Here is a 23743-nt window from a genome sequence, read left to right as displayed (position 1 = left end):
TTACGTCGCAATAGAGAAGATTCCGGAGCTCCACGCGATCAAGGTCGATGCCGATGTGGTCGAGGTCGGCGCGGCGGTCACGCGCGCCACGCTGGCGGAACTTCCGGCGTTCGACGTGCTCACGGCCGCAGCCAGCCGCTCCGTCTGGCGCATCCGCGAATGGGCTACAGTCGTCGGCAAGGATGCCGTCCTCGATCGTGCGGCCGGAATGATGGCAAGAACCTGCCAGTGCCGACCGCCGCACGGGATGCAGTCTGCGACGCGCTTACCGGAGACAAGGCATAGTCAACCGCCGTTAGAATTAACCAACTTATTCCCACGCCGTAAGTCGCATGTTCGAGTCATGCCGGGATATCTCTCCCTTTGCAATCGCAGGCGAGACTGCACAGCAGCTTCAGGGCTGATGCCGCCGTATGAGCGCGGCCTGGGCGGCCTGCGTATAGAGGCTCGACACCAGTTCGAGATGGGAGCCCGCGGCCTCCGATTTTTCGGCCCAGTCGTCCAGTGCTTCCAACATCGGCGGGAGCGTTTCCGCGCGCAAGGCGGCATAGGCTTCAGTGACGTCGTGGCCCCGGTCGGTCACGCGGTAGCGCGTCTCCTTGCGCGAGGACGAGCCCTCGGTCTCGATCAAACCGGCCTTTACAAGCTTGCGAGTCGCATATTGCAGATTGGGGACGTCGACGCGGTTGAGCAGCTGGCCGATCTCTGACAGTCGCTTGGGTTCATCGCCCATGCGCACCACGTTGAGCACGGCGACGTCGTCTCCGGTCAACGGCACGTCGCAGACGGCGGCAAGGCAGGCAGCCTTCCACCGATAATAGGCTTGCGCCAGCCGCTCCAGCCTGAACTCGAACTCGGAGAGGCGCAGCTCGGTCTCGGTGCGCGCCAGGTGCCACGAGCCTGGCCGCTCCGTCGCGGCCGGCCGCTGCTTGTCTCTCGCGGCGGTGCCCGTTCGTCGCGCGGCCGCCTTCTGCGTCTTCCTCAACATCGTCTCCTGATTCCCGCCCTCGCTTACTGCCTGGGCAGGCTGTGCTCAATCAATGCTATTTACAAGTTCGATTCTTACATTAAAAATTCAATTAAGAAAGCATGATGACAAGGCAACCGCCTTTGCCTCGTGCCCGACGCGTCAAACAGACGCGCCGCGATGGGGAAGGCTCCAAGGGCTCAACGAGGAGAGGGGACGATCACGATGGCTGGACAGTGGATCGAGATCGCTGCCAAGGATGGTGGCACGTTCAAGGGGTACCTCGCGGTCCCAGCTTCGGGCTCCGGTCCCGGCATCCTGCTGTTGCAGGAGATTTTCGGCGTCAACGAATCGATGCGTGAGGTTGCCGACCATTACGCCGAGGAAGGCTATGTGGTGCTGGCACCCGATCTGTTCTGGCGCATGGAGCCCGGCGTCGAGCTCGGCTACACTGAGGCCGATTTCGGCAAGGCAATGGGCTATTACCAACGCTTCGATGCCAATCAGTCGATCAAGGACGCTGCCGACGGGCTGAAGGTGCTGCGCGCGCGTCCCGAATGCAAGGGCAAGGTCGGTGCGCTCGGCTTCTGTCTTGGCGGCAAGCTTGCTTATCTCGTTGCCTCGCGGACGGATGTCGACTGCGCCGTCAGCTATTACGGCGTCGGCATCGAGGCCGATCTTAGCGAAGCGGCCGACGTCAAATGCCCCGTGGTCTTCCATTTCGCCGAGCTCGATCGCTTTGCGCCGGCGGAAGCGCGAGCACAGATCATGGCGGCGTTCAAGGGCCGGCCTGAGATCGAATTCTACCTCTACCCCGGTTGCGACCACGCCTTCGCTGCGCCGGAGCGCACAAGCTTCAACAAGCCCGCGACGCTGATGGCCTATACACGCTCGATCGCGCTGTTCCGGAAGGTGCTTGGCCCGCACTACGACCTCTCGGCGCTGTGGGACAAGCACACCGAACTCGAATTCGCGACGCGGTCGGCCGAGCAGACCATGACGACCATGGTTGCCGAGCCCTATGTCAACCACATCCCGACCATGACGGGTGGCGTGGGCCATCGTGACCTGCTGCGTTTCTACAAGAACCACTTCATTCCGAAGACGCCGCAGGACACCAAGCTGGTGCCGATCTCCCGTACCATCGGTTCGGACCGCATCGTCGACGAGATGCTGTTCTGCTTCACCCACGACATCGAGATCGACTGGATGCTGCCCGGCGTGCCGCCGACCGGCAAGTATGTCGAGATCCCGCTGGTGGCGATCGTGCGCTTCCGTGGCGACAAGCTCTACAACGAGCACATCTATTGGGACCAGGCGTCGGTGCTGGTGCAGATCGGCCTGATTGATCCAAGCAAGCTGCCGGTGGCCGGCGTCGAGACCGCCAAGAAGTTGGTCGACGAATCGCTGCCATCCAACACGCTGATGGCGCGCTGGTCCGAGAGCGCCGGGAAATAAGCAGATCTAATCGACGGCGCCGCTTGCGGCGCCGTTTTCGCAAATGCTCGCAATCTCTCGTCCATCGTGTTGGGGGTCATGAACATGTCGTATCTCTCTCGTCGCTCGCTTCTCCAGCTGGCCGGCGGCGTCGCCGCGCTGCCGCTCGCCTCGGGTCTCACCGGTGGCGCACTTGCGGCTACGCCGGGCACGCTGACCATCGCTTATAACGTCAATTTGCCGTCGTTCGACCCGACTGTCGGCCTCTCGGCCGTGAACCCGACCATCCAGTCGATCTATCAGGCGGTGTTCGACCCCTATATCGGCCAGGCGCCGGACCTCTCCTTCAAGCCCGGGCTGCTGACGAAATGGGGATGGAACGAGGATCGCAGCAAGATCACGATGGATGTGCGCAAGGGCGCAACCTGGCATGACGGCTCGCCGGTGACGCCTGAGGATGTCGTCTGGTCGCTTACCCGCGCGGCGGATCCGAAAGGCGGCAATCCGATCCAGTTCGTCTGGGCCAAGGTCGGCAATTACACGATCGACGGCAACACCATCACCGGCGACGTACTCGAATTCGAGCCGACGCTGTTCAAATGGATGGCGTTCCTCACCGGTTATATTCTGCCTAAAGCCTATTTCGAGAAGGTCGGTGCCGAAGGTTTCGAGAAGGCGCCGATCGGATCGGGCCCCTACAAGGTCGATGCCTTCGAGCGCAACGCCTTCCTGCGGCTGAAGGCGCATCCTGGCTACTGGGGCGGCAAGCCGGCTTTCGAGACCGTGGTTTTCAAGTTCATCACTGATCCGACGAGCCGCGTCGCCGAGATGGAATCCGGCGGCTCGGATCTCACCTTCGAGATCCCTTACGAAGAGTTCGACCGCCTCAAAGCCAAGCCGGGCCTGGCAGGGCAGACCAAGCCGGTATCCGACATCGCGATGATCTTCATCACCGACATCGACCCAATGCTCGACCGCAACGTGCGGCTCGCCGCCCACCATGCGATCGACAAGAAGGCGATCGTCGACCGGCTTCTCAAGGGCTACGGCGTGCCGATCTCGACACTCGAGGCGCCGGGCTATGCGGCATTCGATCCCTCCATCAAAGTTGCCTACGATCCCCAGTTTGCGAAAAGCCTGCTCGCCAAGAGCGGCTATTCTCCGGACAAGCCGGTCAAGTTCACGATCCAGACCACGCGCGGCTTCAAGCCGAAAGACTACGAGATGATCCAGGCGATCGTCGGCATGTGGCGCAAGGTCGGCATCGACGCCAATATCGAGATATACGAGATCGCCAAGCATTTCGAGTTGCGCGCACGCCACGCGCTGGCGCCGGCCGCCTTCTACAATTGGGGCAACGCGATCGGCGATCCCTCGACCTCGACCGGCTTTGCGATGTTTGGTCCCTCGCCGCATTGCGCCTGGAAGGGCAAGGATCTCGTCGAGCGCATCGGGCCCCTCTGGGGCGAGAAAGACGAGGCCAAGCGTATCGCCGGCTACAAGGCCGTCGACAAGTACATCGCCGAGGAGGGCGAGGTGATTCCGCTGTTCCAATATGTGCAGCCGATCATCCACAAGAAGGGTCTCAAGGTCGTGTCGCAATCCAACGGCATGATCCTTCCGCAGCTCGTCACGCCGGCTTGAGCCGCCGGCTTCGAAAAAGGGGGGGCACAAGGATGCGATCGGGCGAGCTGATCAGGCGACTTGTCCTCGTCCCACCCACATTGTTCGGTGTGGCGGTGATCGTCTTCGTGCTGCTGCGCGTCGTGCCGGGCGATCCCATTGCCATGATGATCCCGCCCGGCGCCTCGGAGGCCGACATCGGCCGGCTCCGTGCGCTCTATGGCCTCGACCAGCCGATCCTCCAACAATTTGCGACCTGGCTTGGCCAGGTCGCAAGCGGCGATTTCGGCCGCTCCATCAGCGTGCGGCAAAACGTGCTGGAATTGCTACTGGCGCGGCTGCCGGCCACGATCGAGCTTGCGCTGTTGGCGACGATGATCGCCGTCGTGATTGGCGTTGTCGCAGCGCTTGTCGGCATTCTGCTGCGGGGCCGGCGCGCCGAATGGGTCGTCGATGGCGGCATCGGCGTGCTGCTCGCGATTCCGGATTTCCTCTGGGCGCTGATCCTGCTGCTGTTGTTTGGTGTGCTGATTCCGCTGCTGCCGATCTCCGGCCGGATCGATCCGGAGATCGACCTCAACCTGCGCAGCAATTTCTTCCTGATCGAGAGCATCCTGACCGGCCACTTCGACATCGCCTTCGCGCTTCTGCATCACATGATCCTGCCGGCGCTCGCGTTGGCGCTGCCGTTTGCGGCCCTGGTGGCGCGTCTGTTGAAAGCGTCGCTGGCGGAATCCGAGGATCAGGACTATGCCCAGATCGCGCGCGCCCGCGGCTATTCGCGCCCGAACATCCTGCTGCACGAGGTGTTTCCTAACGCGCTGATCCCGACGGTCGCGCTCGGCGGCGTGCAGGTGACGCTGCTGCTCGGCGGCACCGTGCTGGTCGAGCGCATCTTCTCCTATGAGGGTATCGGCAACATGGCGATCGATGCGGTGATCAACCGCGACTTTCCGCTGATCCAGGGCTTGGTCCTCACTTTTGCGGTGCTATTCATTGCGCTCAATCTCTTGGTCGATCTCATGGTCACCATGCTGGATCCGAGGCTGCGCCATGGCTGACATCGCAATCGCCTCGCTTGCCGCGCCGCCGTCGCGCCTGCTTGCGGGCTTGAGGCGGGGCGGTCCGCGTCTCTGGATCGGCACGGTGCTGGTCGCTCTCCTGGTGCTGGCCGCGATATTCGCGCCCGTGTTCGCGCCGCACGATCCGCTCGAGCAGGATTTGATGTCGGCGCAATTGCCGCCGGCCTGGATGACTGGCGGGGATCACGCGTATCTCCTCGGCACGGACAGCCTCGGCCGCTGCGTGCTGTCGCGCCTGACCTATTCGGCGCGTACGGCCGTGATGGTCGCACTGATCGCGGCAACGCTCGCTGCGCTGATCGGCGTCGCGCTCGGCCTGTTTGCCGGGAGTTTTGGCGGCTGGGTCGATCAGTCCATCTCGCGGCTGATCGACGTCTGGATGGCCTTTCCGCCGGTGCTGCTGTCGATCGTGCTGGCTACCGTGATCGGCGCCGGACTAACCTCGGTGATCGCCGCGATCGTGGTGATCGATTGGACGCGCTTTGCCCGCGTCATTCGCGCCGAGACCATGGTGCAGCTCACGCGCGACTATGCCGCCGCCGCGCAAGTGATCGGCCTGAGCCGGGCCAGGCTGCTGCGGCTGGAGATATTGCCCAACCTCGTTCCCCTGCTGGTGACCCTCCTCGCCGTCGAGATGGGCATTGCGATCCTGGTCGAGGTCATCCTGTCCTTTGTCGGCATCTCGGTGGCCGGTGACACGCCGACCTGGGGCAGCATGATCGCCGAGGGTCGCCAGATCGTCTATCAGGCGCCGTGGATCATGGCGCTGCCGATCGTCTGCATCATCACCAGCGTGATCGGCCTCAATCTGTTCGGCGACGGCCTGCGTCTCGCGCTAGATCCGGTACAACGCTCATGACGGCGACACTCGCGGTGGAAGGGCTGAAGGTCGCGATCGGGGCCGCCAATGTTCTGCGCGGTGTCAGCCTCGATGTGCAGCCGGGCGAGGTCCGCGGGCTGGTCGGCGAATCCGGCGCCGGGAAGTCCATGCTCGGTCGTGCCGTGCTCGGGCTGTTGCCGGCGAACGCAAGCATCACCGCAGGGCGCATCGCCTTCGAGGGCCGCGATCTGCTGGCCATGGCCGAGGCCGAACGCCGCAGCCTGCTCGGCCGCCGCATTGCGCTCATCCCACAGGATCCGATGACCTCGCTTAATCCGGTGAAACGCATCGGAAGGCAGATTGGCAATCTGCTGCGGCATCATCTCGGCCTGTCGAAGCGTGCGGCGCTGGCGCGCACCACCGAGCTTCTGGCCGAGGTTGCGATCCATGACCCCGAGCGGGTCCTCGCGCTCTATCCGAACGAGATCTCCGGCGGCATGCGCCAGCGCGTGCTGATCGCGATGGCTTTTGCCTGTGATCCCGCGCTCGTCATTGCCGACGAGCCGACCACGGCGCTCGACGTTACCGTCCAGCGCCAGGTGCTGCAGCTCGTCGAGCGGTTACGCCTGCGCCATGGCAGCGCCGTGCTGTTCGTCACCCACGACCTCGGCGTGGTCGCCAAGATCTGCCGCAGCATGACGGTGCTGCATGCCGGCCGGGTGCTGGAGGAGGGCGAGACGGCCAACGTGCTGGTGCGACCGCGCCATGCGTATACCCGTGCGCTGCTCGCCGCGACGCCGCGCGCCGACCGGCCTGCGGAAGCGCTGCGTCCAGTGCCGCCTGATCTCATCGACCAATTGTGGTCGGAGGCGTACCGACTCGATCAGGTTCCGGCGGTGGGGGCTGCATGAGCGATATCCTGCTCCAGACAGGCAGCCTCGGCTTCGGCTATCCGCAGCGTAACGGCCTGTTCGGGAAGCCGACTCTTCGCGAAGTGATCAAGGGCGTCGATCTCGCGGTGCCGCGTGGCTCGGTGGTGGGTCTCGTCGGGGAATCCGGTTCCGGCAAGACCACGCTCGGCCGTTTGCTGGTGCGGCTGTTGAAGCCGACCTCTGGTAGCATCCAGTTTGACGGCCTCGAGATAGGTCAGCTCGACGAGGCCGCGCTGCGCCCGTTGCGCGCACGCATCCAGATGATCTTTCAGGACCCGCAGTCTTCGCTCAATCCGCGGCTCCGGCTCGGCACGACGCTGACGCGCCCGCTCGGCGTGCACGGGCGGCTGAAGGGCAAGCGCGATCAGCGCGAGCGCGCGGCCGCGCTGCTCAATCTGGTCGGCCTGCCGTCCGATTTCGCCAATCGCTATCCGCACGAATTGTCCGGCGGCCAGCGCCAGCGCGCCGGCATCGCACGCGCCCTTGCGCTCGAGCCCGATTTCATCGTTGCCGACGAGATCGTGTCGGGTCTCGACGTCTCGACCCAGGCGCACATCCTGCTCCAGCTGAAGGAGTTGCGTGCGCGGCTTGGCCTCACCATGGTGTTCATCAGCCATGACCTCTCGGTCGTGCGTGTGCTTTGCGACGACGTCGCAATCCTGCATCACGGCGAAGTGGTCGAATCCGGCCCGGTCGCACGCGTGTTCGGTGCTCCGCAGCACGCCTATACGCGGCAATTGCTCGCCGCGATTCCGTTGCCCGACGTCGAGCCGGGCTGGCTCGATGAATCCTCGGTCGTCTCTCCGCAACAGCAAGGATCAGCCGCATGACCGAGACAATCAGAGGTTCCGTCGTGCTCGTCACAGGTGCTGCCGGAGCGATCGCGCAGGCGCTCATCGCCGAACTGAAGGCGCGCGGGGCTGCGAAGATCTATGCTACCGCGCGCGATGTTTTCGCCCTGACAGCCTCGGACGGCATCGTCCCCGTCAAGATGGATGTGACGAGCGACGACGATGTGTCGAAAGCCGCCGATCAGTTCGGCGACGTCGCGGTGCTGATCAACAATGCCGGAATCAACCACAACACCGGCTTCATGGTCGCTCCCGATCTTGCGATCGCCCGCGAGGAGATTGAGATCAACTATCTCGCGCCGCTGCGGGTGACCAAGGCCTTCGCGCCCGCGCTGGTCAGGAACAAGGGGGCGGTCCTCAACATCCTCACCATCCTCGCACGCGTGAATCTGCCATTCATGGGATCGTACTGCGCCTCCAAGGCGGCGGGCCTCAGCCTGACTCAGGGCCTGCGCGGCGATCTCGGCCCGAGGGGCGTGCGTGTCGTTGCCGCACTTCCCGGTGCGATCGACACCCGCATGACTGCGATGCTGACTATCCCGAAGATGACGACCGCGGATGCGGCGAAGGAAATCCTCGACGGCTTCGAGGCCGGCGAGGAGGAGATCTATGTCGGCGAGATGGCGCGCGGCCTTGCACAAGGCCTTGCCCATGATCCCAAGGGTGTCGAACGCCAGCTGGCGTCGCCGGGTTGAATTTCGCGTCAGACCTTGTGCTGCTGCAAACCATGAGGAAGTGATCATGATCCCGTTGAGAGTACTGCTTGCCTCCGCCGTATTGTCGCTCGGAGCCTCGATCCTGCCGGCTTCGGCGGATTCCATTCCGGGCCTGCGTGGTCACGACCACACCGGCATCACCGTGCCGGACGTGAAGGCCGCGACTGCGTTCTTCACCGACGTCCTCGGCTGCTCGCATGCGATGTCGTTCGGACCGTTCATGGACGACAAGGGCACCTTCATGCAGGACGTCGTCAACGTGAACCCGCGCGCCGTCATCGACGAGATCAGCATGGTCCGCTGCGGCTACGGCTCCAATATCGAGCTGTTCCAGTATCAATCACCCGACCAGGCCAAGACGGTGCCGAAGAACAGCGATATCGGAGGCCACCACATCGCGCTCTATGTCGACGACATCGCAAAGGCTGCCGAGTATCTGCGATCGAAGAACGTCAAGACCATGCAGGGACCGATTCCCGTGAACGAGGGGCCGGCGGCCGGTCAAACCATCCTCTATTTCCTGACACCGTGGGGAATGCAGATGGAGCTGATCAGCTATCCCAAGGGCATGGCCTATGAGAAGAACGCCAAGACCGTGCTGTGGTCGACGACCGAGCCGACAAAGTGACGCGCGCCATAGACGAATTCACACTATGGAGACCATGGCACCGGTCCAACTGGAGACGGCGGAGATCAGGCGCGTCGTCGAGCGCGAGGGGGCTGCGTCGTCTGGGGCGGCGCGATCAATCTTAGGCCGGTTGAAGCTGAGAACGCGGCGCTTCGACATCAGTTGATGGACTTGCGGTGGAGGCTGCAGGGTCGCGTCCGGCTCACGAACCATGATCGCTGGTTCTTTGTCCAGTTGTATCGTTGGTTTCCATCAATCTCGTCCGTCCTCACGATCGTGCGTTGGCACAGGACTGGTTTTCGCTGCTACTGGCGTTGGAAGTCACGATCTTCGGGAGGCCGATCGCAGATCGACACCGAGCCGCGCGTGTTGATCCGGCGGATCAGCATCGAAAATCCGCTTTTGGCCATCCGGGATCACGACGGTCTATGGCAGCGTCGTCACGCGCCGAATGCACTCCAAGGGCATCCGCGACAGCCTACTGCACCGGCCTCGCCGCGCAGAATTGGAGCTGCCGAACGGTCGATCGGATCGATCCGCCGCGAGTGCTTAGATCACATCATCGTCTTTGGTGAGACGCATCCTTGGCGGACTTCACCACCACTACGGCCGAGCTTAGATTTTCGGTATAGACAGGGCTTCACGGAGGGGGCGGATAGCGATCTCACGGACGCCGAATTGCGCGCTGCGGGCCGTCATCGATCAGCGCGGCAACTGCCGACATATGCAAAACGCACGCGCAAGCAACTGATCTCAGGCAGTAAAAAGCGTCGCGAGGAGCGAACAAAAGCAGCTGGTTTGTCGGAATAGGTGCTGACCGCTTGTCGGAATGGCTGTCGCGAGAGGCACCCAAGCTATTGAGAAGCTTGGTGGGCGCACCAGGGCTCGAACCTGGGACCCGCTGATTAAGAGATAGCGGCGGGGTGAGAACAATCAATGACTTAGTGGTCGCACCACTGGGCTTAACCGACCGACTATGGGCATTCGTCGCACGAGATCAAAGAGCGCTCACTCGAACTCTTCGGGGACGAAAAGCTGGAAACGTTAAGCGAAAGATCGGGATCTGGCTTCGGCCATTCATTGATGCGGCGCGCGGCTTCGAGGCGGAGACAATTATGCTGACGCGCAGCGAATCCCATCAAGGGGCATGCACTGCAGCTCAGAACAACCGTAGGAACGGGCTGCGGCGTTGGTGCCGCAAGCAGCACAAGACCTAGCAAAGGCGCGCCGCGCTCGGTCCAAACTGCGCTTGCTGAGCGGCAGCAAGATATCGCCGAACGCCGCAGCCCCTTAGAGAGGTTGCGGAGCAGAAACAACGGCGGCGTACAATTCATATCGCAGAGCTGAATGAAATGGGCGCCCTTCAATACGCTATCGCTGAACAATACACTCGCCGATGTAGCCGCTGCCGCCATGGATCTGCACCGCCTGTTCCTGCCGGAGAGATCGAATGCCTTCTTGATGCTTCCCATGGTCAGATCCTCCGGCTCGTGAGCGACGTCCAACTGTGCCGGATTCTATTTCCCGCGGAACACGGCCGACCGACGTTCCACGAAAGACTGGATGCCTTCTTTCATGTCCTCGCTGCTGAAGACGCGATCCTTGATCTTGGGAATGTAATCGATCGCCGCGCTCTCGCCGGCCTCGATGAATTTCAACGCAGCCTCCTTCGTCACCTGAATGCCGATCGGCGCGTTCTTGGCGATCAGATTCGCAATCTCCATCGCGCGCGCAATCTGCTGGCCGGGTGCAACGACTTCCTGAACGAAGCCGATCTTGTGAGCCCGGGCTGCGCCAAACTCGTCGCACAGGAACAGATGATACATCGCGTCTCCCCAGCCCGCCCGCGTCAAATACCGGAAATGGGCACCACCAAGAGGCGCGATCCCGCGTTTGGATTCCATCTGGCAGAACCTGGCGTCGTCGGCCGCCACGACGATGTCGCCAGCCAGCATCATTTCGATTCCGATCGTGAAGCAGATCCCCTGTACGGCCGTCACAATCGGCTTGCGGCACCGGCTCTTCAAGGCGAACGCATCAATGTTGCCGGGCTTTAGCTCGGTATTCTCGGCCTTGGGTCCGAAGAACTTCGGCATATCCAGTCCGGCGGTGAAATCCGGACCCTCGGCGCAGAGTACCCCGACCCAATAATCGTCGGTGCGATCGAGAAGCGTCATCGCATCCGACACCTGCGCCATCATCTGCGGACTGAATGAGTTCTTCTTCGGCACGTTGTCGATGATGATCTTGAACACATGCCCGTGCACCTCGGTGCGGATTCGGCCGGCTTGGGTCTTGGTGTCGCTCATTGTCTATCTCCGAATTGCTTCCAGGCGACTGCACAATGACGCGCACCAGCCTAGCTCAGTGCCGCAAACGCGGTCCGTTCGAAAGCCATCAATTCCTCCGTCCGGCCGTCGCGTATCTTCAGGAGCCATTGCGGATCCTGAAGCAGCGCCCGCCCTACCGCGACAAGATCGAACTCCTCGCGGTCAAGGCGGCGGTTCAGTTCGTCGAGGGACGCCGGACGGGAGCTCTCCCCGCCATATGCGGCGATGAACTCGCCGGTCAGGCCGACCGACCCGACCGAGATCGTCGGCACTCCCGTCACCTTCTTGGCCCATCCTGCGAAGTTCAAATCGGACCCCTCGAACTCCGGCTCCCAGAAGCGCCGTTGCGAGCAATGAAGAATATCGACCCCCGCGTCGACCAGCGGTTTGAGCCAGGCTTCCAACGCGCGAGGCGTATCTGCAAGTTTCACTTCGTAGTCCTGCTGTTTCCACTGGCTGATCCGCAGCAATATTGGAAAGTCGGGTCCGACCGACTTGCGCACCGCGTGAACGATATCAGCGGCAAACCGGGCCCGGCCCGGCAGGTCCTTGCCTCCATAGGCATCCTCGCGGCGATTGGTGCCTTCCCAGAAGAATTGATCGATCAGATAGCCGTGTGCCCCGTGCAATTCGACGGCGTCGAATCCCAGGCGCTTCGCGGCAAGCGCCGCATCGGCGAAAGCGCAGATGGCGTCTGCGATGTCCGCTCCGCTCATCGGCTCGCCGAACTTCTTCTCCGGTCGCGACAGGCCGGACGGACTGTCGTAGGCACCCGGAGGAGACCAATCCTTGGCGCGGGTGCGAACGGCTCCGACGTGCCATAGCTGCGGTGCCATCAGACCACCCGCGGCATGCACCTCGTCAACCACACGCCGCCACCCCGCCAGCTCCTTCTCGCCGTGAAAACGGGGAACGTTCGGATCGTTCAGGGACGCCGGACGATCCACGCCGGTACCCTCCGATATGATGAATCCGACCGCTCCTTCGGCACGCCGGCGGTAATACCGCGCGACGTCTTCGGTCGGGATTCCGCCCGGAGAGAATGAGCGCGTCATCGGCGCCATCACAACCCGGTTCGGCAAGTTCAACCCTTTCAGCTTGAAGGGGCGGAAAAGAACGTCGCTGGACATCCGTGCTCCATGAGCAAGTTGGTCGTGCTACGGACCACCCGCGATGCATTTCAGAAGATGCCATTCACTTTCCGTCGGCGCTGAGTACGCTACCAAATTGCTCCCACGTGGTCCCATTCCAGCGCTGCAGCTGCAGCTGCGTGTAGGCCATGCTGCTTTCCGGGCCCGTGTTGATGACGACACCGGGTATGACAGTGGGAAGCGCCAGCCCGCGTATGCTCCGCGATTGCTTGACGATGTTCTCGCGCGAGAGATCGTTGCCACACTGCTTTAGCACCTGCTCCAGGATCTGTCCCTGCTGGGTCCCGAACAGATAATTGTTGTCTCCGATATCCGCGCCCGGCAGGTATTTGGCAAAGAAGTCGCGGTACCATTTAATGCCGGGATCGTCCGCCCACTTCTTGTCGTTCGGATCCTTGGTGATGGTCGCCGCGACGATGCCCACGGCCTTTTCCGGTCCCGCCGGGACGATGGTCGACGACACTGAGCTCGAAACGAAATTGATCAGGAACAACGGCTTCCAACCGATCTCATCGGCTTTCTTGATGGCCTGCGCTGCGAATTTGGGCGTGCCGGCCACCAAAAACGCCGACGCGCCGGACGATTTCAGCGAAACGACGTGGGAATCAATGGTCGGCTCGGTCACTTCGTACGACGACGCGACGACTTTCCTGTCGAAATCGTCCTTCAGGTAGCCCTTGAATGCATTGACGAAGTCCTTACCCAGATCGTCGTTCTGATACAGGATGGCAATCTTCGCGTCCGGCCGGGTCTGGGTGATGTATTTCGCGTAGATTCGTCCCTCGGTGTCGTAGCTCGGCAATCCCGTCGTAGTCATGGGGAATTCAGCGAAGTTCGTGAATTTTGTGACTCCGCTCACGACAAACAGATGCGGGACTTTCTTCGCGTTGACGTACTTGATAGTAGCGCTGATGCCGGGCGTACCCAGCGGGCCGAACAGGAACGCCACCTCGTCACTTTCCACGAGTTTCCTGGTCTGCTCCACCGTCTTGGGAGGACTGTAGGCATCGTCGTAGGTGACGAGGTTTATCTTCCGCCCGTTGATGCCGCCACGCTCGTTGATCGAATTGACGTAGGCGATCATGCCCTTTCCGGTATTGCTGAGCGGCGAAGCGGGGCCGCTGAAAGGGAACGTCGCTCCTATCTTTATCTCGGATTCGGTGACGCCCGGCGTCTGCGCATGCGCGCCGGCTATGGATGCCGCGAGCGCGGCTGCAATCATGGCGCTTCTCAACATTGTCATCTCCCTTTGGCGACAAGTCCGTCGCTAACGTTCTTTCTTGAACCGCATATTGCCGTGCAAATCACTCCTGACGCCCGTCAGCCAGCGGCTGCCGCACGCGACGCCTTCGGGGCGGCCTGTTCGTTCGCCATCTCCCGCAGCTTGTGTTTCAGTATCTTGCCGGTTGAGGCCGAGGGCAGAGCGTCGAGCACGATCAATTCGGTCGGACGCTTGTAGGACGTGAGCAATTGGGCCGTGTACGCCTTGAGGACTTCCGCGCTGATGCTCGCACCGGGGAGAAGCTGAACGAACGCGACGACCTCCTCGTTGCCTTCGACCTTTCGTCCGACGACGGCCGACTGGACGACCTGGTCGTGCGCATTCAGGACCGCCTCCACCTCGGCGGGATAAACGTTGAAGCCGGAGCGGATGATCAGCTCCTTGGTGCGACCGGCGATATAGAGATGCCCCTTGCCGTTCACCCGCGCGAGATCCCCCGTGTTGAACCATCCCTGCTCATCGATCGCTGCCGCCGTCAGGTCGGGCGCACGATAGTAGCCGAGCATGATGTTCGGACCTCGAACGTGTAATTCGCCCACTTCACCGGTCGCCACCTTTTTTCCTTGTCCGTCCACGATCCGGTGCTCGATGCCGGGAAGAAACGGGCCGACCGACTCGTCCGGGACAGGCTGTTCCGAACGGACCCCCGTGAGTCCCGGTGAGCATTCCGTTATGCCGTAATTGTTCAGCAGCGGGATTCCAAACTCGTCCTCGATCCGCTTCTTGAGATCGAGGTCGAGCGGAGCGCCGGCGACGGCCATGATCCGCAGCCTGCCCCGCTCGAGCCGTTGGAGGCCCTTGACCGCCTTGTGTTCGAGCAGACGCTGATATGTGGCGGGCACGCCGAACAGGCTCGTGATCCCCTCCTCGGCGATGGCATGAGCCAGCGCAGCCGGATCCGCCTTGGCTACGACATGCAACGTGCCGCCGTGCATCAGCGTCGAGATCAGCAGGATCGCATACCCGACGATGTGCGACATCGGCAGCACGCCGTAGACACGGTCGTCTGGACTGCTCCGGCGAAGGATTCCCGACGTCCTTGCGGTGAAGAGGAGGTTGCGGTGACTCAGCATGACGCCCTTCGGCGCACCGGTCGTGCCCGAGGTGTATAATAGGCCTGCGACCTGGCGGGCGCCATCCTTCACGACGGGCTCTGCTTCCGCATCCGCATTGAGCGGACCGATGCCGATTCCGCCGAGCGGCCCTACGGCGCCGATCTTCGCACCGAGGCGGGAGGCATGATCGGCCGCTTCCTTCGAGAGCGCCGAGTTGAACAGCACGCGTCTGGCGCCACTGTGCGTCCCGATCAGGTCGATCTCCCTGGGCGAAAGGCGGGGATTGACCGGAATACCCCAGGCATCGAGCTTGCTCGCTGCGAAGAGCATCGTTCCCAGGGCCACGCTGTTCTCGCTTGCAATGATCACGCGATCACCGGGCCTGATGCCCAAACCGGCGAGATCCTTTGCCGCAGCGTCGACCGCATCCGCGAACTGCCGGTAGCTCCAGGAACGCCCGCCTTCCACGAAGGCCGGATGATCCGGAATGTCCCGCACGAATGGCGCGTAAACCTCGTGCACTCTGGACGGCAGGCCGTCCAGCAATTCGGCTGCGGTGAGCTCGTCCACGCTTCTCATGCCATCCTCCCCTGTGCCTTGTTTTCGGCAGCGTGCGCGGCCCCCTTCAACCGGGAGGTCCGCACGCCTTCATTCTATTGGCCGACGGAGTAAACCGTTCTAAAATAGAACTGTCAAGACGCGCGAACGTCAATAAATCAGTAAACGCCGCAATTATCGGTGCGGAAGCCACATTCCAATTTGGAATTAGAAACTGCCGCACGATTTGTTCGGAGGGATCAGCTGAGCGCGATTACCATTTCTCAACCCACGGCCGCAGCACGACTTCAAAAGCCCAGGTCGACCGATGCTGGCGGTGCAGTTGCAGATAGGTCTCGGCAATATGAGCGGGGTCGGCCATGTTGTCGTCGACAGTCGTTCCCGCCAGCCGGTGCGCCCGGGTGCCGTCCTCCTGAGTCCAGCCGATCGCGGCGTCGATCGGCACATTCGCCACGTGGATTCCCCGCGGCATCAATTCTCTCGCCATGCTTTGCGCAAGCCCGGACTTGGCATGGCATGCCATTGCAAATGGCCCTCCTGATGGAAAGCCCTTGAGCGCCGCGCTGGCGTTCGTGAAGATGATCGTTCCTCGCGCGCCATTGGCATCAGGCTCGTTTCCGAGCATCAGCCGAGCGGCCTGTTGGCCCACCAGAAACGCAGAGAACGCGGCGTTGCGAAGCGTCTCGAACACCATGACCGGGTCGGCCTCGACCACCGTCTTGCGGAAAATGCCGGGAACGCGACCGTCGATGTTGTGCACGACAAGCCTTGGCGTCCCGACCTCTTGAACGACGTCTTCGAACAGCTGCGCCACGGCCGCCGGTTCGCTTGCATCGCAGGCGTACCGACGCACGCCGTGCGTCTTTTCGAGAGTCTCGAGGACGGCTTTTTCCGGATTCCTGGCTGCAACGGCGACGCGCATGCCGTTCTCCGCGAACAGCCTGGCGCAACTCGAGCTGATGCCCGGCCCACCGCCGACGATGAGTGCAACGTCCTGTGTGGAAGTCTGGGTGTCGCGGCTGGATTGAGTCATGTTCCTTCCTCCGATGCATTTGATGGCCGGCCTCGGTGGGCCCCGACCTATGTCGATCTATCCTCGGTGTCTTCGTTGGTCATCAGCCCAAGTCTTGGCACCGCAGCGTCATTGCGGGACCTATGGCCTCACCGCAATTACGACCTTGCCGTTTGCGCGCCCGGTCTCGACATAGGCGAGCGCGTCGCCGGTTTTTTCGAACGGGAAAACCTTGTCCACGACCGGACGGATCACGCCGGATTCGATCAGGGACGTGACTTCGCGGAGCTGCTGTCCCTGCGCGCGCATGAACAGGAATGAGAAGCGCACACCGAGTTTTCTGGCTTTCTTCCGCACACCATGGCTCAGCAAGCGCAGCACCAGCTTCATCAAGATATTCATCCCCTGCTCCCTGGCGAATTCGGGGTCGGGCGGCCCGGAGATCGAGATGAGCAGGCCGCCCGGCTTGAGCACGCGTAGAGATTTATCAAGCGTCTTGGCGTCCTGGCTATGCAGGACCAGATCATAACCCGACAAGATCTTCTCGAAATCCTGGGTCTTGTAGTCGATGACCAGGTCCGCGCCGAGGCTCTTGACCAGGCCGGCATTCTTCGCGCTCGTCGTCGTCGCCACGACCGCACCGAGGTGCTTGGCGAGCTGGATCGCGAAAGTCCCGACGCCACCGGAGCCAGCCTGGATGAAGACGTTCTGGCCGGGCCTCAACTTGCCCACCTCGATTAGCGCCTGCCAGGCGGTCAGCCCCACCAACGGGATGGAAGCGGCCTCTTCCATACTGATGTTCGCAGGCTTTGGCGCCACGTCGGCTTCGTTCATGGCAATGAATTCGGCGAATGTTCCGATCCGATGATCGCGCGGCCGCGCATAGACCTCGTCGCCCGCCTTGAATCGCCTGACGTTGCGGCCAACCCTGACGACCGTGCCGGCAACATCGTGGCCCAGAATGAAGGGCGGACGATACGGCAGGATGAGTTTGAATTCTCCATCCCTGAGCTTGGAGTCGAGAACGTTCACGGCTGTTGCGTGGATCCGAACCAGGACACCGTCGTCCCGCACCTCCGGCTCCGGCATGGTTGCCAGGCGAACAGCGCCTTTCTTCTCGTATTTGTCGACGACGAATGCCTTCATGATGTCATCTCCAATCTGGAATCTGGTTGCGGCGTCAGGCGTCGAGGAACGACAGCGCCTTCGGCACGAAATCGGCGTGGTACTGGAAAATCCCGCCATGCCCGGCATCTTCGTAGATGACCAGTTGTGCGCACGGGATACGCCGTGCCATGTCGGTGCTGTTTGCGGTCGGCACCATGATGTCGTTATCGCCATTCGCGATCAGGACGGGGATGCGGAGGCTGCCGAGATCCTGAGGTGCCTGCTGGCCCCAGCCCTTGATCGCCTTGAGTTGCCGCAACAGGGCCTCCGGTGTGGCTGCTTTGTCGCGACCTGCCTTGCGTTCCTTCAGCCTTGCCAGGAACGCCTTTGCGGCCCGGCGGCCATTGGCCGTGGAGGTGAAGAACAGGTAGAATTTCGGGTCTCGCAGTGTCAGCAGACCCTTGATCATCAGCGGCCAGGACACCGGCCCAACCTTCTCGATGCCTTTGCCGCCTGCTGGGCCCGTGCCGGTCAGAATCAGCTTTCGTACCAGACCCGGCGCCTTCAGCGCGATGTCCTGGGCCACGAAGCCGCCGAGGGAAAAGCCCAGCAGATCGACTTTTTCGAAGCCGAGCGCGGCGATCAGAGCAATCGTATCCTGCGCCATTTCGCCAACGCTAACGGGCGCTTTCCCACCTGAAGCGCCGATACCCCGGTAGTCGATCGCGATGACGCGATGCCTGGTGGCGAGCCCATCGACGATCGGCGGATCGAAATTGTCGAGAACCGCGCCCCAATGATTGAGAAGGATCAATGGCACGCCGGTGCGCGGACCGATGTCGCGATAGGCAAAGGTCGTTCCCGCAGCACTGATCGAAAGATTCGGCGCATCGACATAGCGTATGACCGATCCCGGGTGGCTGACATAGTTTGACATCACTTGCTCGATCGTTCGGCTGGCACCGGAAGCACCCGTAATCAGCGCGATTCCCTGTTCTGTCTTGCTCATTCCGGCTTTCTCAATTTGCTCTGGAACATCCACAGACAGCATGTTACTATCAATTTAGTACTAAGTAACTACTAAAATGAGACTGACATGAATAAACTTTCGACCCAGCCCTGCATGATCGCCCGCAGCCTGGCGATTGTCGGGGACGCATGGAGCATGCTGATCATGCGCGATGCCCATGCGGGGCTGACCCGCTTCGACGATTTTCGCAGGAGTCTCGGTATCGCGCCGACGATGCTGACGGGGCGCCTTTCAGCCCTGGTTGACGAGGGATTGCTGGAGAAGCGCCGCTATTCAGACCGTCCGCCACGGGACGAATATGTGCTGACAGAAGCCGGGCGCGACTTCTTGCCGGTGCTCTTCGCGATTGGCGCGTGGGGACGCAAGCATCGCAGCGGAGGCAAGGTGACCCGGTTCTTTGATGCCGAGAATGGAACGGAGATCGATCCCCTCACCATCGACCGCGCGACCGGCGCTCCGATCGGAACGCGTCCCATTCGTATCGCCGCAGTCGAATGAGCAATTGGCTTGGCAGCTCCAGCTTGTGCGGTTGCGGGTGCGGCCCGCCAGTCCTTCGAAGCAATGAACTGAAGAGTTTCACCTGTAGATCGGCGGACGTTTCTCAATAAATGCCCGGACGGCTTCGGCGTGCTGCGCCGTGCCCGCCGCGAGGACCATCCTCTCGGCCTCGTAATCCAGTGACGTCAGGAAGTCGGCCGACAGCGCGAGGTCGAGATTATCCTTCATGGAGGCATATGCGGTCGCCGGGCCATTCGCCAATGCTCTCGCCATTTCGAATGCTTCGCTTTGCAGGTCGGAGTCAGGCACGACGCGATTGATAAGGCCCAATGCTTCGCAGCGCCGTGCACTGATCCGTTCAGACAGAAACATCAGTTCGCGAGCACGTGCCGTCCCGGCAAGCCGGGTCAACAGCCACGAAATGCCGTAATCGCCGGTGAGCGCAATCCTGGCATAGCCTGTCGTCATGATCGTGGATTCGGCCGCAATACGAAGGTCGCAAGCGAGTGCGATCGCAAGCCCCGCGCCGGCCGCCGGTCCCGGCAAAGCCGCGATGGTGGGCTTCCGCACCGAAACAAGTATGCCGGTCAGGGTTCGCTGACGTTCCCGCAATCGCGCAACCTTGTCTCTGAATGAAATCGCCGGCGCGGCAGCGTTGCCGCCCATCCCCTTGACATCGCCGCCCGAACAGAAGGCAGTGCCTGCGCCTGTTATCAGGAGGGCTCCGACCTCAGGATCATCTCCATTCTGTTTGATCATCCGGCGCAACGCCGGCGTAAGATGATCGGACAATGAATTTCGGGCTTCGGGTCGGTTCAAGGTAATCACCGCGACGCGATCCCGGATCGTGCACAGCAGTTCGTCCGTCCCCGTATCAACCGAGATGGATCCATCAGTCATGATTCTGACCTTTCAAGTCCCGGGGAGAGCTCTGCAAAGTGACCCAGCGCGCCGTGTCCGTCTTCGAGCATCACCAATTTTCGTTGAACGGCCGCAGTTCCGTGAGGAACGACCAGGCCGAGCGATCCTGACCGTAGAGATGCAATAATTCGTCGGCGATCGCCGCCGGCTTGATGAAGAACTCATCCGGTTTGTCGCTCATCCGCCCACGCATCCGGGGCGTATCGATAACGGCGTCGATGAGAACGTAGGAGACGTGCACGCCGAGAGGCCCCAAGTCGCGTGCGATCGACTCGGCCAAAATGCGCTGCGCCGCCTTCGTCGGAGCGAAGCCGGCGAAATTGGCTTTGCCTCGGATCGAAGACGTGTTGCCGGTCACCAGGATTGCGCCCTTGCCCCGATCGATCATGTCAGGCGCCACTTCCCGCGACAGGTACAACAGGCCCATCACGTTGACTTCGAAATTGCCCTTCAGCATCTTCGGATCGATCTCGCGAAAATTCCCCCAGCCCCCGCCTACCGCGTTGTGGATCAGAACGTCAGACGGGCCGAACCGCCGCTTTACGTCACTGATTGCGGTCCGCACCTGAGCCTCCTCCGAGACGTCGCAGGTCACCGCGTGCACGTCGGGAAGCTCTTGCGCAAGGCGATTGATGAGCTCCGTAGAGCGAGCAAGCGCGATGATACGAAATCCCCCAGCAGAGAAGCGCTTGACGATGGCAGCTCCGGTGCCTGGCCCCACCCCCGTCACGATCGCGATTGGTTTCTCGGTCATTCGACGCTCCCTTCGAGCTATTGTCCGGCCGCTCTCTTGTGAATCCGGTCGGATTGCGACTGATAGGCGGCAGCTTCGTGCTCGGTCACCGGGGCCAGTCGAACCGCGACGTTCTTGTGGTAGGGCGTGCCTGCAATGGGATCGCGGTTGCCGCTTTCGGTGAGTAGATTGATGCGCGGCCCGTTGATCAGGCGCTCTCCGCCTGATGTAGGGTATGCCTGACCGTAGCCGTGCGGCAGCGCCAATTGGCCGTTCCGCATGGCGTCATCGACCTTGCAGCGGACGACGAGCCGCCCGACGGCCGACTCGACCGCGATCCAGTCACCATCCTTCGCGCCCAACTCGCTCAGATCGCTCGAATTGATCAACAGGGCGCCGTCCGGGTCGTCGCGACGCCACGCGGGATCGCGAAATATCTGGTTGGCATTGAACATGCGGCGGCCACCAGCCGCCAGCACGAACGGGAACTCTTTTGGTGCGCCCGCGGCCCCTGGATCGAGACGGGCGAGCCATTCCAGCATCTGCGGGACGACCAGCCGAACCTTGCGATCGGAATGGCTGATCAACGACCAGACTTCGTCATACTCGTGCCGGGTAACCGCCGTGCCCTGCCGGGCGCCCACGATGGTGTCGAACAGGAGATCTCCGAGCTGATGGTCCGCCACCTCCTCGGATGCGCCAATCGCCCGCCGCACCGCTTGCGACGACCGCTTCGCGCAAGCCAGTGCCGCGCTCCACATCGGCGCCGCGGCCGCGGTACCGTCCGGAAGCGTCTGCCCCAGCGTATGGTAGAGCACCAGGGCAGGCACTGCCGCAGGGTTTTCCGCGATGAAACCGCGGAAGGCAGCGGCGAATTCAGGTCGCGAGCGCCGTGCTATTTCGCGCAGCGGCGCGAGCACATTGTCACCCGGTAGAAGCCCCAGGGCGACGGCAAGCCGCGTGTAGATCTCGGGCTCCGGCAAGGTGCCGGCAAGTGGCCGTAGAACACCGGCGCGGACATGAAAATAGTTCGTCGGAAATTCGAAGTTGAATAGGGTAAATTCAGTCTTCTCGTATTGCGTGGACGCTGGAAGAACATAGTGCGCGAGCCGTGCGGTTTCGGTCATCGCAACGTCGACGACAACGCATAATTCGAGCGATTGCAGCGCGCGTTCCACCGCCTCGGTGTTTGCCGCGGTGTTGGCTGGATTGGAGCTGTCGATCCAGGCGCAGCGTAACCGGTCGGGATGGTCCTTGAGAACCGTTTCGGGGAAAATGTTGGGCGGCAGCAAGCCGCCAATGATGGCGTCGCCGGTCGGCGCGAATGTCTGGTTCGGAGAATTTCCCCAGAGCGGCTGAAGCCAGCTATGCAATTGGTTGGTACCTTCACGGCCAAAATTACCGGAAAGCATGATCAGGAGCTTCTCGAGATAGGAATTGAGAGTCGAATTGACGCCTTGCTGGATGCCGAGCTCAACCCGAACCACCATGGCCTTCGCGGCCGCGATCATAGCCGCGCATCGCTCCAGCTCCGCGATCGAGATATCGGCGGCGGCCGCCCATTCCTCAACGGGGATGTTCAATAGCGCTTGCCTCACTTCCGTGAAACCGATCGTGTGCTCCTGAATGAAGGCGTGGTCGATCCGGTCGGAACGGACAAGCGTTGCCAGCAGTGCGCCAAGGAGAAACGCGTCGGCGCCGGGACGAACCGCGAGATGCAGGTCCGCCATTTCGGCGGTTTCGGTCCGCCGTGGATCGACGACGATCAGCTTGCGTGCGGGATCCTTGCGGATCTGATTGAGATGGTCGCGCGCATTGGGGAAGCCGTGCGCGATCCACGGATTTGCCCCGATGACAAGCAAGAGATCGCAATGATGGACGTCCTCTGAGGTGTGGCAGGTTTGACTGCCGAACATGTGGCCATTGACCCAGAAGTCGCCGGTTTTCTCCTGCGAAAGGGCGTTGAAGACGCTGCGCGAGCCCAGCGCACGCAACAAGCCACTGGCGTAGGCGCCGCCAGCATGGTTGCCCTGCCCGCCGCCGCCATAAAGGGCAATACTCTTGCCGCCATACCTGTCGACGACGTCTCGAAGCCGCTCCGCGATTTCTGCGATCGCGACGTCCCACTCGATTTCATCAAAGCCGCCATCGGCGCGACGACGCAGCGGGGTCGTGAGCCGATCCCTGTGATGGGCATAGTAGGGAATGCGCGCCGCCTTGTTGCACAGATAGCCTTGCGACTTCGGGTTTGAACGGTCGCCTCGTACCTTCTCGAGGCGCCCCTCATTCACCCAGACCTCGATGCCGCAATTTACGTAACATAGGTTGCAGGCTGTCTTGAGCCACTTGCCGGCCGTCATGGGCACCTCCCAGATTATGGTTTGTCGCAGCTCATCGCCTTTGCTGTTCTGCGCTGCCGCTTGTAAGTCCGGCCGCAGACAGTCATCCGTCCGGCGTCGAGAATATCGTCAGAAAGCTTCCCGGCGCCGACAGCACGCGACAGCACGATCGATCCAACCATGGTCGCAATCGCGCTCGTCGCGATTTGGCGTGCCTGTTGGGGACTATCGGCCGGAAGCACTTCGACCAGGATGTCGATCATCTCCTCCAGCTTGGAAGCAAGCGCCCGTTGCTCGCTCGGGCTCGATCGGGCGACATCCGCGGCCAGGGCTGGAAGCGCGCAACCTTGTCTGGGATTGTCGCGGTGGCGGGAACTTAGGTAATCGGCGATCAGCGTCTCGAAACGATCCCCGCTGGCCCTCCGGTTCGCCAGCTTTTTCCATCGCTCGACCATTTGGTCCATTGCAAACGCGATTGCCTCGCCGACGAGTGCGGCACGCGACTCGAAATGGTTATAGAACCCGCCGTGCGTCAGACCCGCGAGCTTCATCAACTCCACAACGCTAAGTCCTTCGGCTCCGTTTTGACGCAAGCCGTAGGAGGCACTTTCAACGATCCGGCTGTGGGTCTGGCGCCTATGGTCTCCTACGTAACGCATCTCCCCTCCGTG

The 23743-nt window shown here is 61.9% G+C and carries 22 protein-coding genes; 10 read left to right on the top strand and 12 right to left on the bottom strand.

What is annotated here, in order from left to right; genetic code table 11:
- Positions 1 to 394: 394 nt before the first annotated feature.
- Positions 395 to 988 (bottom strand): winged helix DNA-binding protein, encoded by a 594-nt coding sequence (locus IVB23_RS32325; RefSeq protein ID WP_063816741.1) that lies wholly within the window; start codon positions 986 to 988, stop codon positions 395 to 397.
- 204 nt (positions 989 to 1192) lie between these two features.
- Here IVB23_RS32325 and IVB23_RS32320 point away from each other — a divergent pair, with 204 nt between their 5' ends.
- The 9 genes from IVB23_RS32320 to IVB23_RS32280 all read left to right on the top strand — a co-directional run bounded on the left by IVB23_RS32320 (position 1193) and on the right by IVB23_RS32280 (position 10550).
- Positions 1193 to 2425 carry a dienelactone hydrolase family protein gene (locus IVB23_RS32320; RefSeq protein ID WP_061883595.1) on the top strand — a complete coding sequence of 411 codons (1233 nt, stop codon included), beginning with the start codon at positions 1193 to 1195 and terminating at the stop codon, positions 2423 to 2425.
- Positions 2426 to 2509: 84 nt separating this feature from the next.
- Positions 2510 to 4048, top strand: coding sequence for an ABC transporter substrate-binding protein (locus IVB23_RS32315; RefSeq protein ID WP_197488843.1), 1539 nt, complete (start codon positions 2510 to 2512; stop codon positions 4046 to 4048).
- A 32-nt stretch (positions 4049 to 4080) separates the two neighbouring features.
- Positions 4081 to 5088, top strand: a complete 1008-nt coding sequence (locus IVB23_RS32310; RefSeq protein WP_061883597.1) for an ABC transporter permease — start codon at positions 4081 to 4083, stop codon at positions 5086 to 5088.
- The gene (locus tag IVB23_RS32305) at positions 5081 to 5968 is read left to right on the top strand and encodes an ABC transporter permease (protein ID WP_247801256.1); all 888 of its coding nucleotides are present in this window, start codon (positions 5081 to 5083) and stop codon (positions 5966 to 5968) included. Before IVB23_RS32310 ends, IVB23_RS32305 begins: the two co-directional genes overlap by 8 nt.
- Entirely contained in the window at positions 5965 to 6840 is an 876-nt protein-coding gene (locus tag IVB23_RS32300; protein ID WP_247801255.1) for an ABC transporter ATP-binding protein, read from the top strand. The genes IVB23_RS32305 and IVB23_RS32300 overlap by 4 nt, the downstream gene beginning before the upstream one ends.
- Complete coding sequence (locus IVB23_RS32295) at positions 6837 to 7691, top strand: ATP-binding cassette domain-containing protein (protein WP_247801254.1); 855 nt, start codon at positions 6837 to 6839, stop codon at positions 7689 to 7691. Before IVB23_RS32300 ends, IVB23_RS32295 begins: the two co-directional genes overlap by 4 nt.
- Complete coding sequence (locus IVB23_RS32290) at positions 7688 to 8407, top strand: SDR family oxidoreductase (protein ID WP_197964612.1); 720 nt, start codon at positions 7688 to 7690, stop codon at positions 8405 to 8407. The genes IVB23_RS32295 and IVB23_RS32290 overlap by 4 nt, the downstream gene beginning before the upstream one ends.
- A gap of 46 nt (positions 8408 to 8453) precedes the next feature.
- Positions 8454 to 9056 (top strand): VOC family protein, encoded by a 603-nt coding sequence (locus IVB23_RS32285; protein WP_247801253.1) that lies wholly within the window; start codon positions 8454 to 8456, stop codon positions 9054 to 9056.
- 1347 nt (positions 9057 to 10403) lie between these two features.
- The gene (locus IVB23_RS32280) at positions 10404 to 10550 is read left to right on the top strand and encodes a hypothetical protein (RefSeq protein WP_197488844.1); all 147 of its coding nucleotides are present in this window, start codon (positions 10404 to 10406) and stop codon (positions 10548 to 10550) included.
- Between the two features lie 23 nt (positions 10551 to 10573).
- Here the strand turns inward: IVB23_RS32280 and IVB23_RS32275 are convergent, their stop codons facing one another.
- The 7 genes from IVB23_RS32275 to IVB23_RS32245 all read right to left on the bottom strand — a co-directional run bounded on the left by IVB23_RS32275 (position 10574) and on the right by IVB23_RS32245 (position 18488).
- Entirely contained in the window at positions 10574 to 11365 is a 792-nt protein-coding gene (locus tag IVB23_RS32275) for a crotonase/enoyl-CoA hydratase family protein (RefSeq protein ID WP_247801252.1), read from the bottom strand.
- A 50-nt stretch (positions 11366 to 11415) separates the two neighbouring features.
- Positions 11416 to 12516 (bottom strand): NADH:flavin oxidoreductase, encoded by a 1101-nt coding sequence (locus IVB23_RS32270; RefSeq protein ID WP_247801251.1) that lies wholly within the window; start codon positions 12514 to 12516, stop codon positions 11416 to 11418.
- 64 nt (positions 12517 to 12580) lie between these two features.
- Positions 12581 to 13774 (bottom strand): ABC transporter substrate-binding protein, encoded by a 1194-nt coding sequence (locus IVB23_RS32265; RefSeq protein WP_247801250.1) that lies wholly within the window; start codon positions 13772 to 13774, stop codon positions 12581 to 12583.
- Between the two features lie 83 nt (positions 13775 to 13857).
- On the bottom strand, positions 13858 to 15453 hold the full coding sequence (locus tag IVB23_RS32260) for an AMP-binding protein (RefSeq protein ID WP_247801249.1): 1596 nt from the start codon (positions 15451 to 15453) through the stop codon (positions 13858 to 13860).
- A 232-nt stretch (positions 15454 to 15685) separates the two neighbouring features.
- Entirely contained in the window at positions 15686 to 16465 is a 780-nt protein-coding gene (locus tag IVB23_RS32255) for an SDR family oxidoreductase (RefSeq protein WP_197964607.1), read from the bottom strand.
- 120 nt (positions 16466 to 16585) lie between these two features.
- Positions 16586 to 17590, bottom strand: coding sequence for an NADP-dependent oxidoreductase (locus IVB23_RS32250; RefSeq protein WP_197964606.1), 1005 nt, complete (start codon positions 17588 to 17590; stop codon positions 16586 to 16588).
- A gap of 34 nt (positions 17591 to 17624) precedes the next feature.
- Positions 17625 to 18488, bottom strand: coding sequence for an alpha/beta hydrolase (locus IVB23_RS32245; RefSeq protein ID WP_247804999.1), 864 nt, complete (start codon positions 18486 to 18488; stop codon positions 17625 to 17627).
- Positions 18489 to 18647: 159 nt separating this feature from the next.
- Between IVB23_RS32245 and IVB23_RS32240 the strand changes: the two genes are divergently transcribed.
- A complete protein-coding gene (locus IVB23_RS32240) occupies positions 18648 to 19079 on the top strand; it encodes a helix-turn-helix domain-containing protein (RefSeq protein ID WP_247801248.1) in 432 nt (143 codons plus the stop codon).
- A gap of 78 nt (positions 19080 to 19157) precedes the next feature.
- On the opposite strand, the gene IVB23_RS32235 is transcribed toward IVB23_RS32240, so the two are convergent.
- From IVB23_RS32235 to IVB23_RS32220, 4 genes are all read right to left on the bottom strand, one after another.
- Positions 19158 to 19979: an enoyl-CoA hydratase-related protein gene (locus IVB23_RS32235; RefSeq protein ID WP_247801247.1), complete on the bottom strand. Its 822-nt coding sequence runs from the start codon at positions 19977 to 19979 to the stop codon at positions 19158 to 19160.
- Between the two features lie 70 nt (positions 19980 to 20049).
- Positions 20050 to 20754, bottom strand: coding sequence for an SDR family NAD(P)-dependent oxidoreductase (locus IVB23_RS32230; protein ID WP_247801246.1), 705 nt, complete (start codon positions 20752 to 20754; stop codon positions 20050 to 20052).
- 17 nt (positions 20755 to 20771) lie between these two features.
- Positions 20772 to 23093 (bottom strand): molybdopterin-dependent oxidoreductase, encoded by a 2322-nt coding sequence (locus IVB23_RS32225; protein WP_247801245.1) that lies wholly within the window; start codon positions 23091 to 23093, stop codon positions 20772 to 20774.
- Between the two features lie 14 nt (positions 23094 to 23107).
- Positions 23108 to 23731 (bottom strand): TetR/AcrR family transcriptional regulator, encoded by a 624-nt coding sequence (locus IVB23_RS32220; RefSeq protein WP_247801244.1) that lies wholly within the window; start codon positions 23729 to 23731, stop codon positions 23108 to 23110.
- Between the last annotated feature and the right edge of the window lie 12 nt (positions 23732 to 23743).

It is taken from the genome of Bradyrhizobium sp. 191 (genome assembly GCF_023100985.1).
Lineage (GTDB): Bacteria > Pseudomonadota > Alphaproteobacteria > Rhizobiales > Xanthobacteraceae > Bradyrhizobium > Bradyrhizobium diversitatis.
Note: the sequence above shows the minus strand (reverse complement) of the source record. Positions and strands in the feature narration are given on the sequence as shown.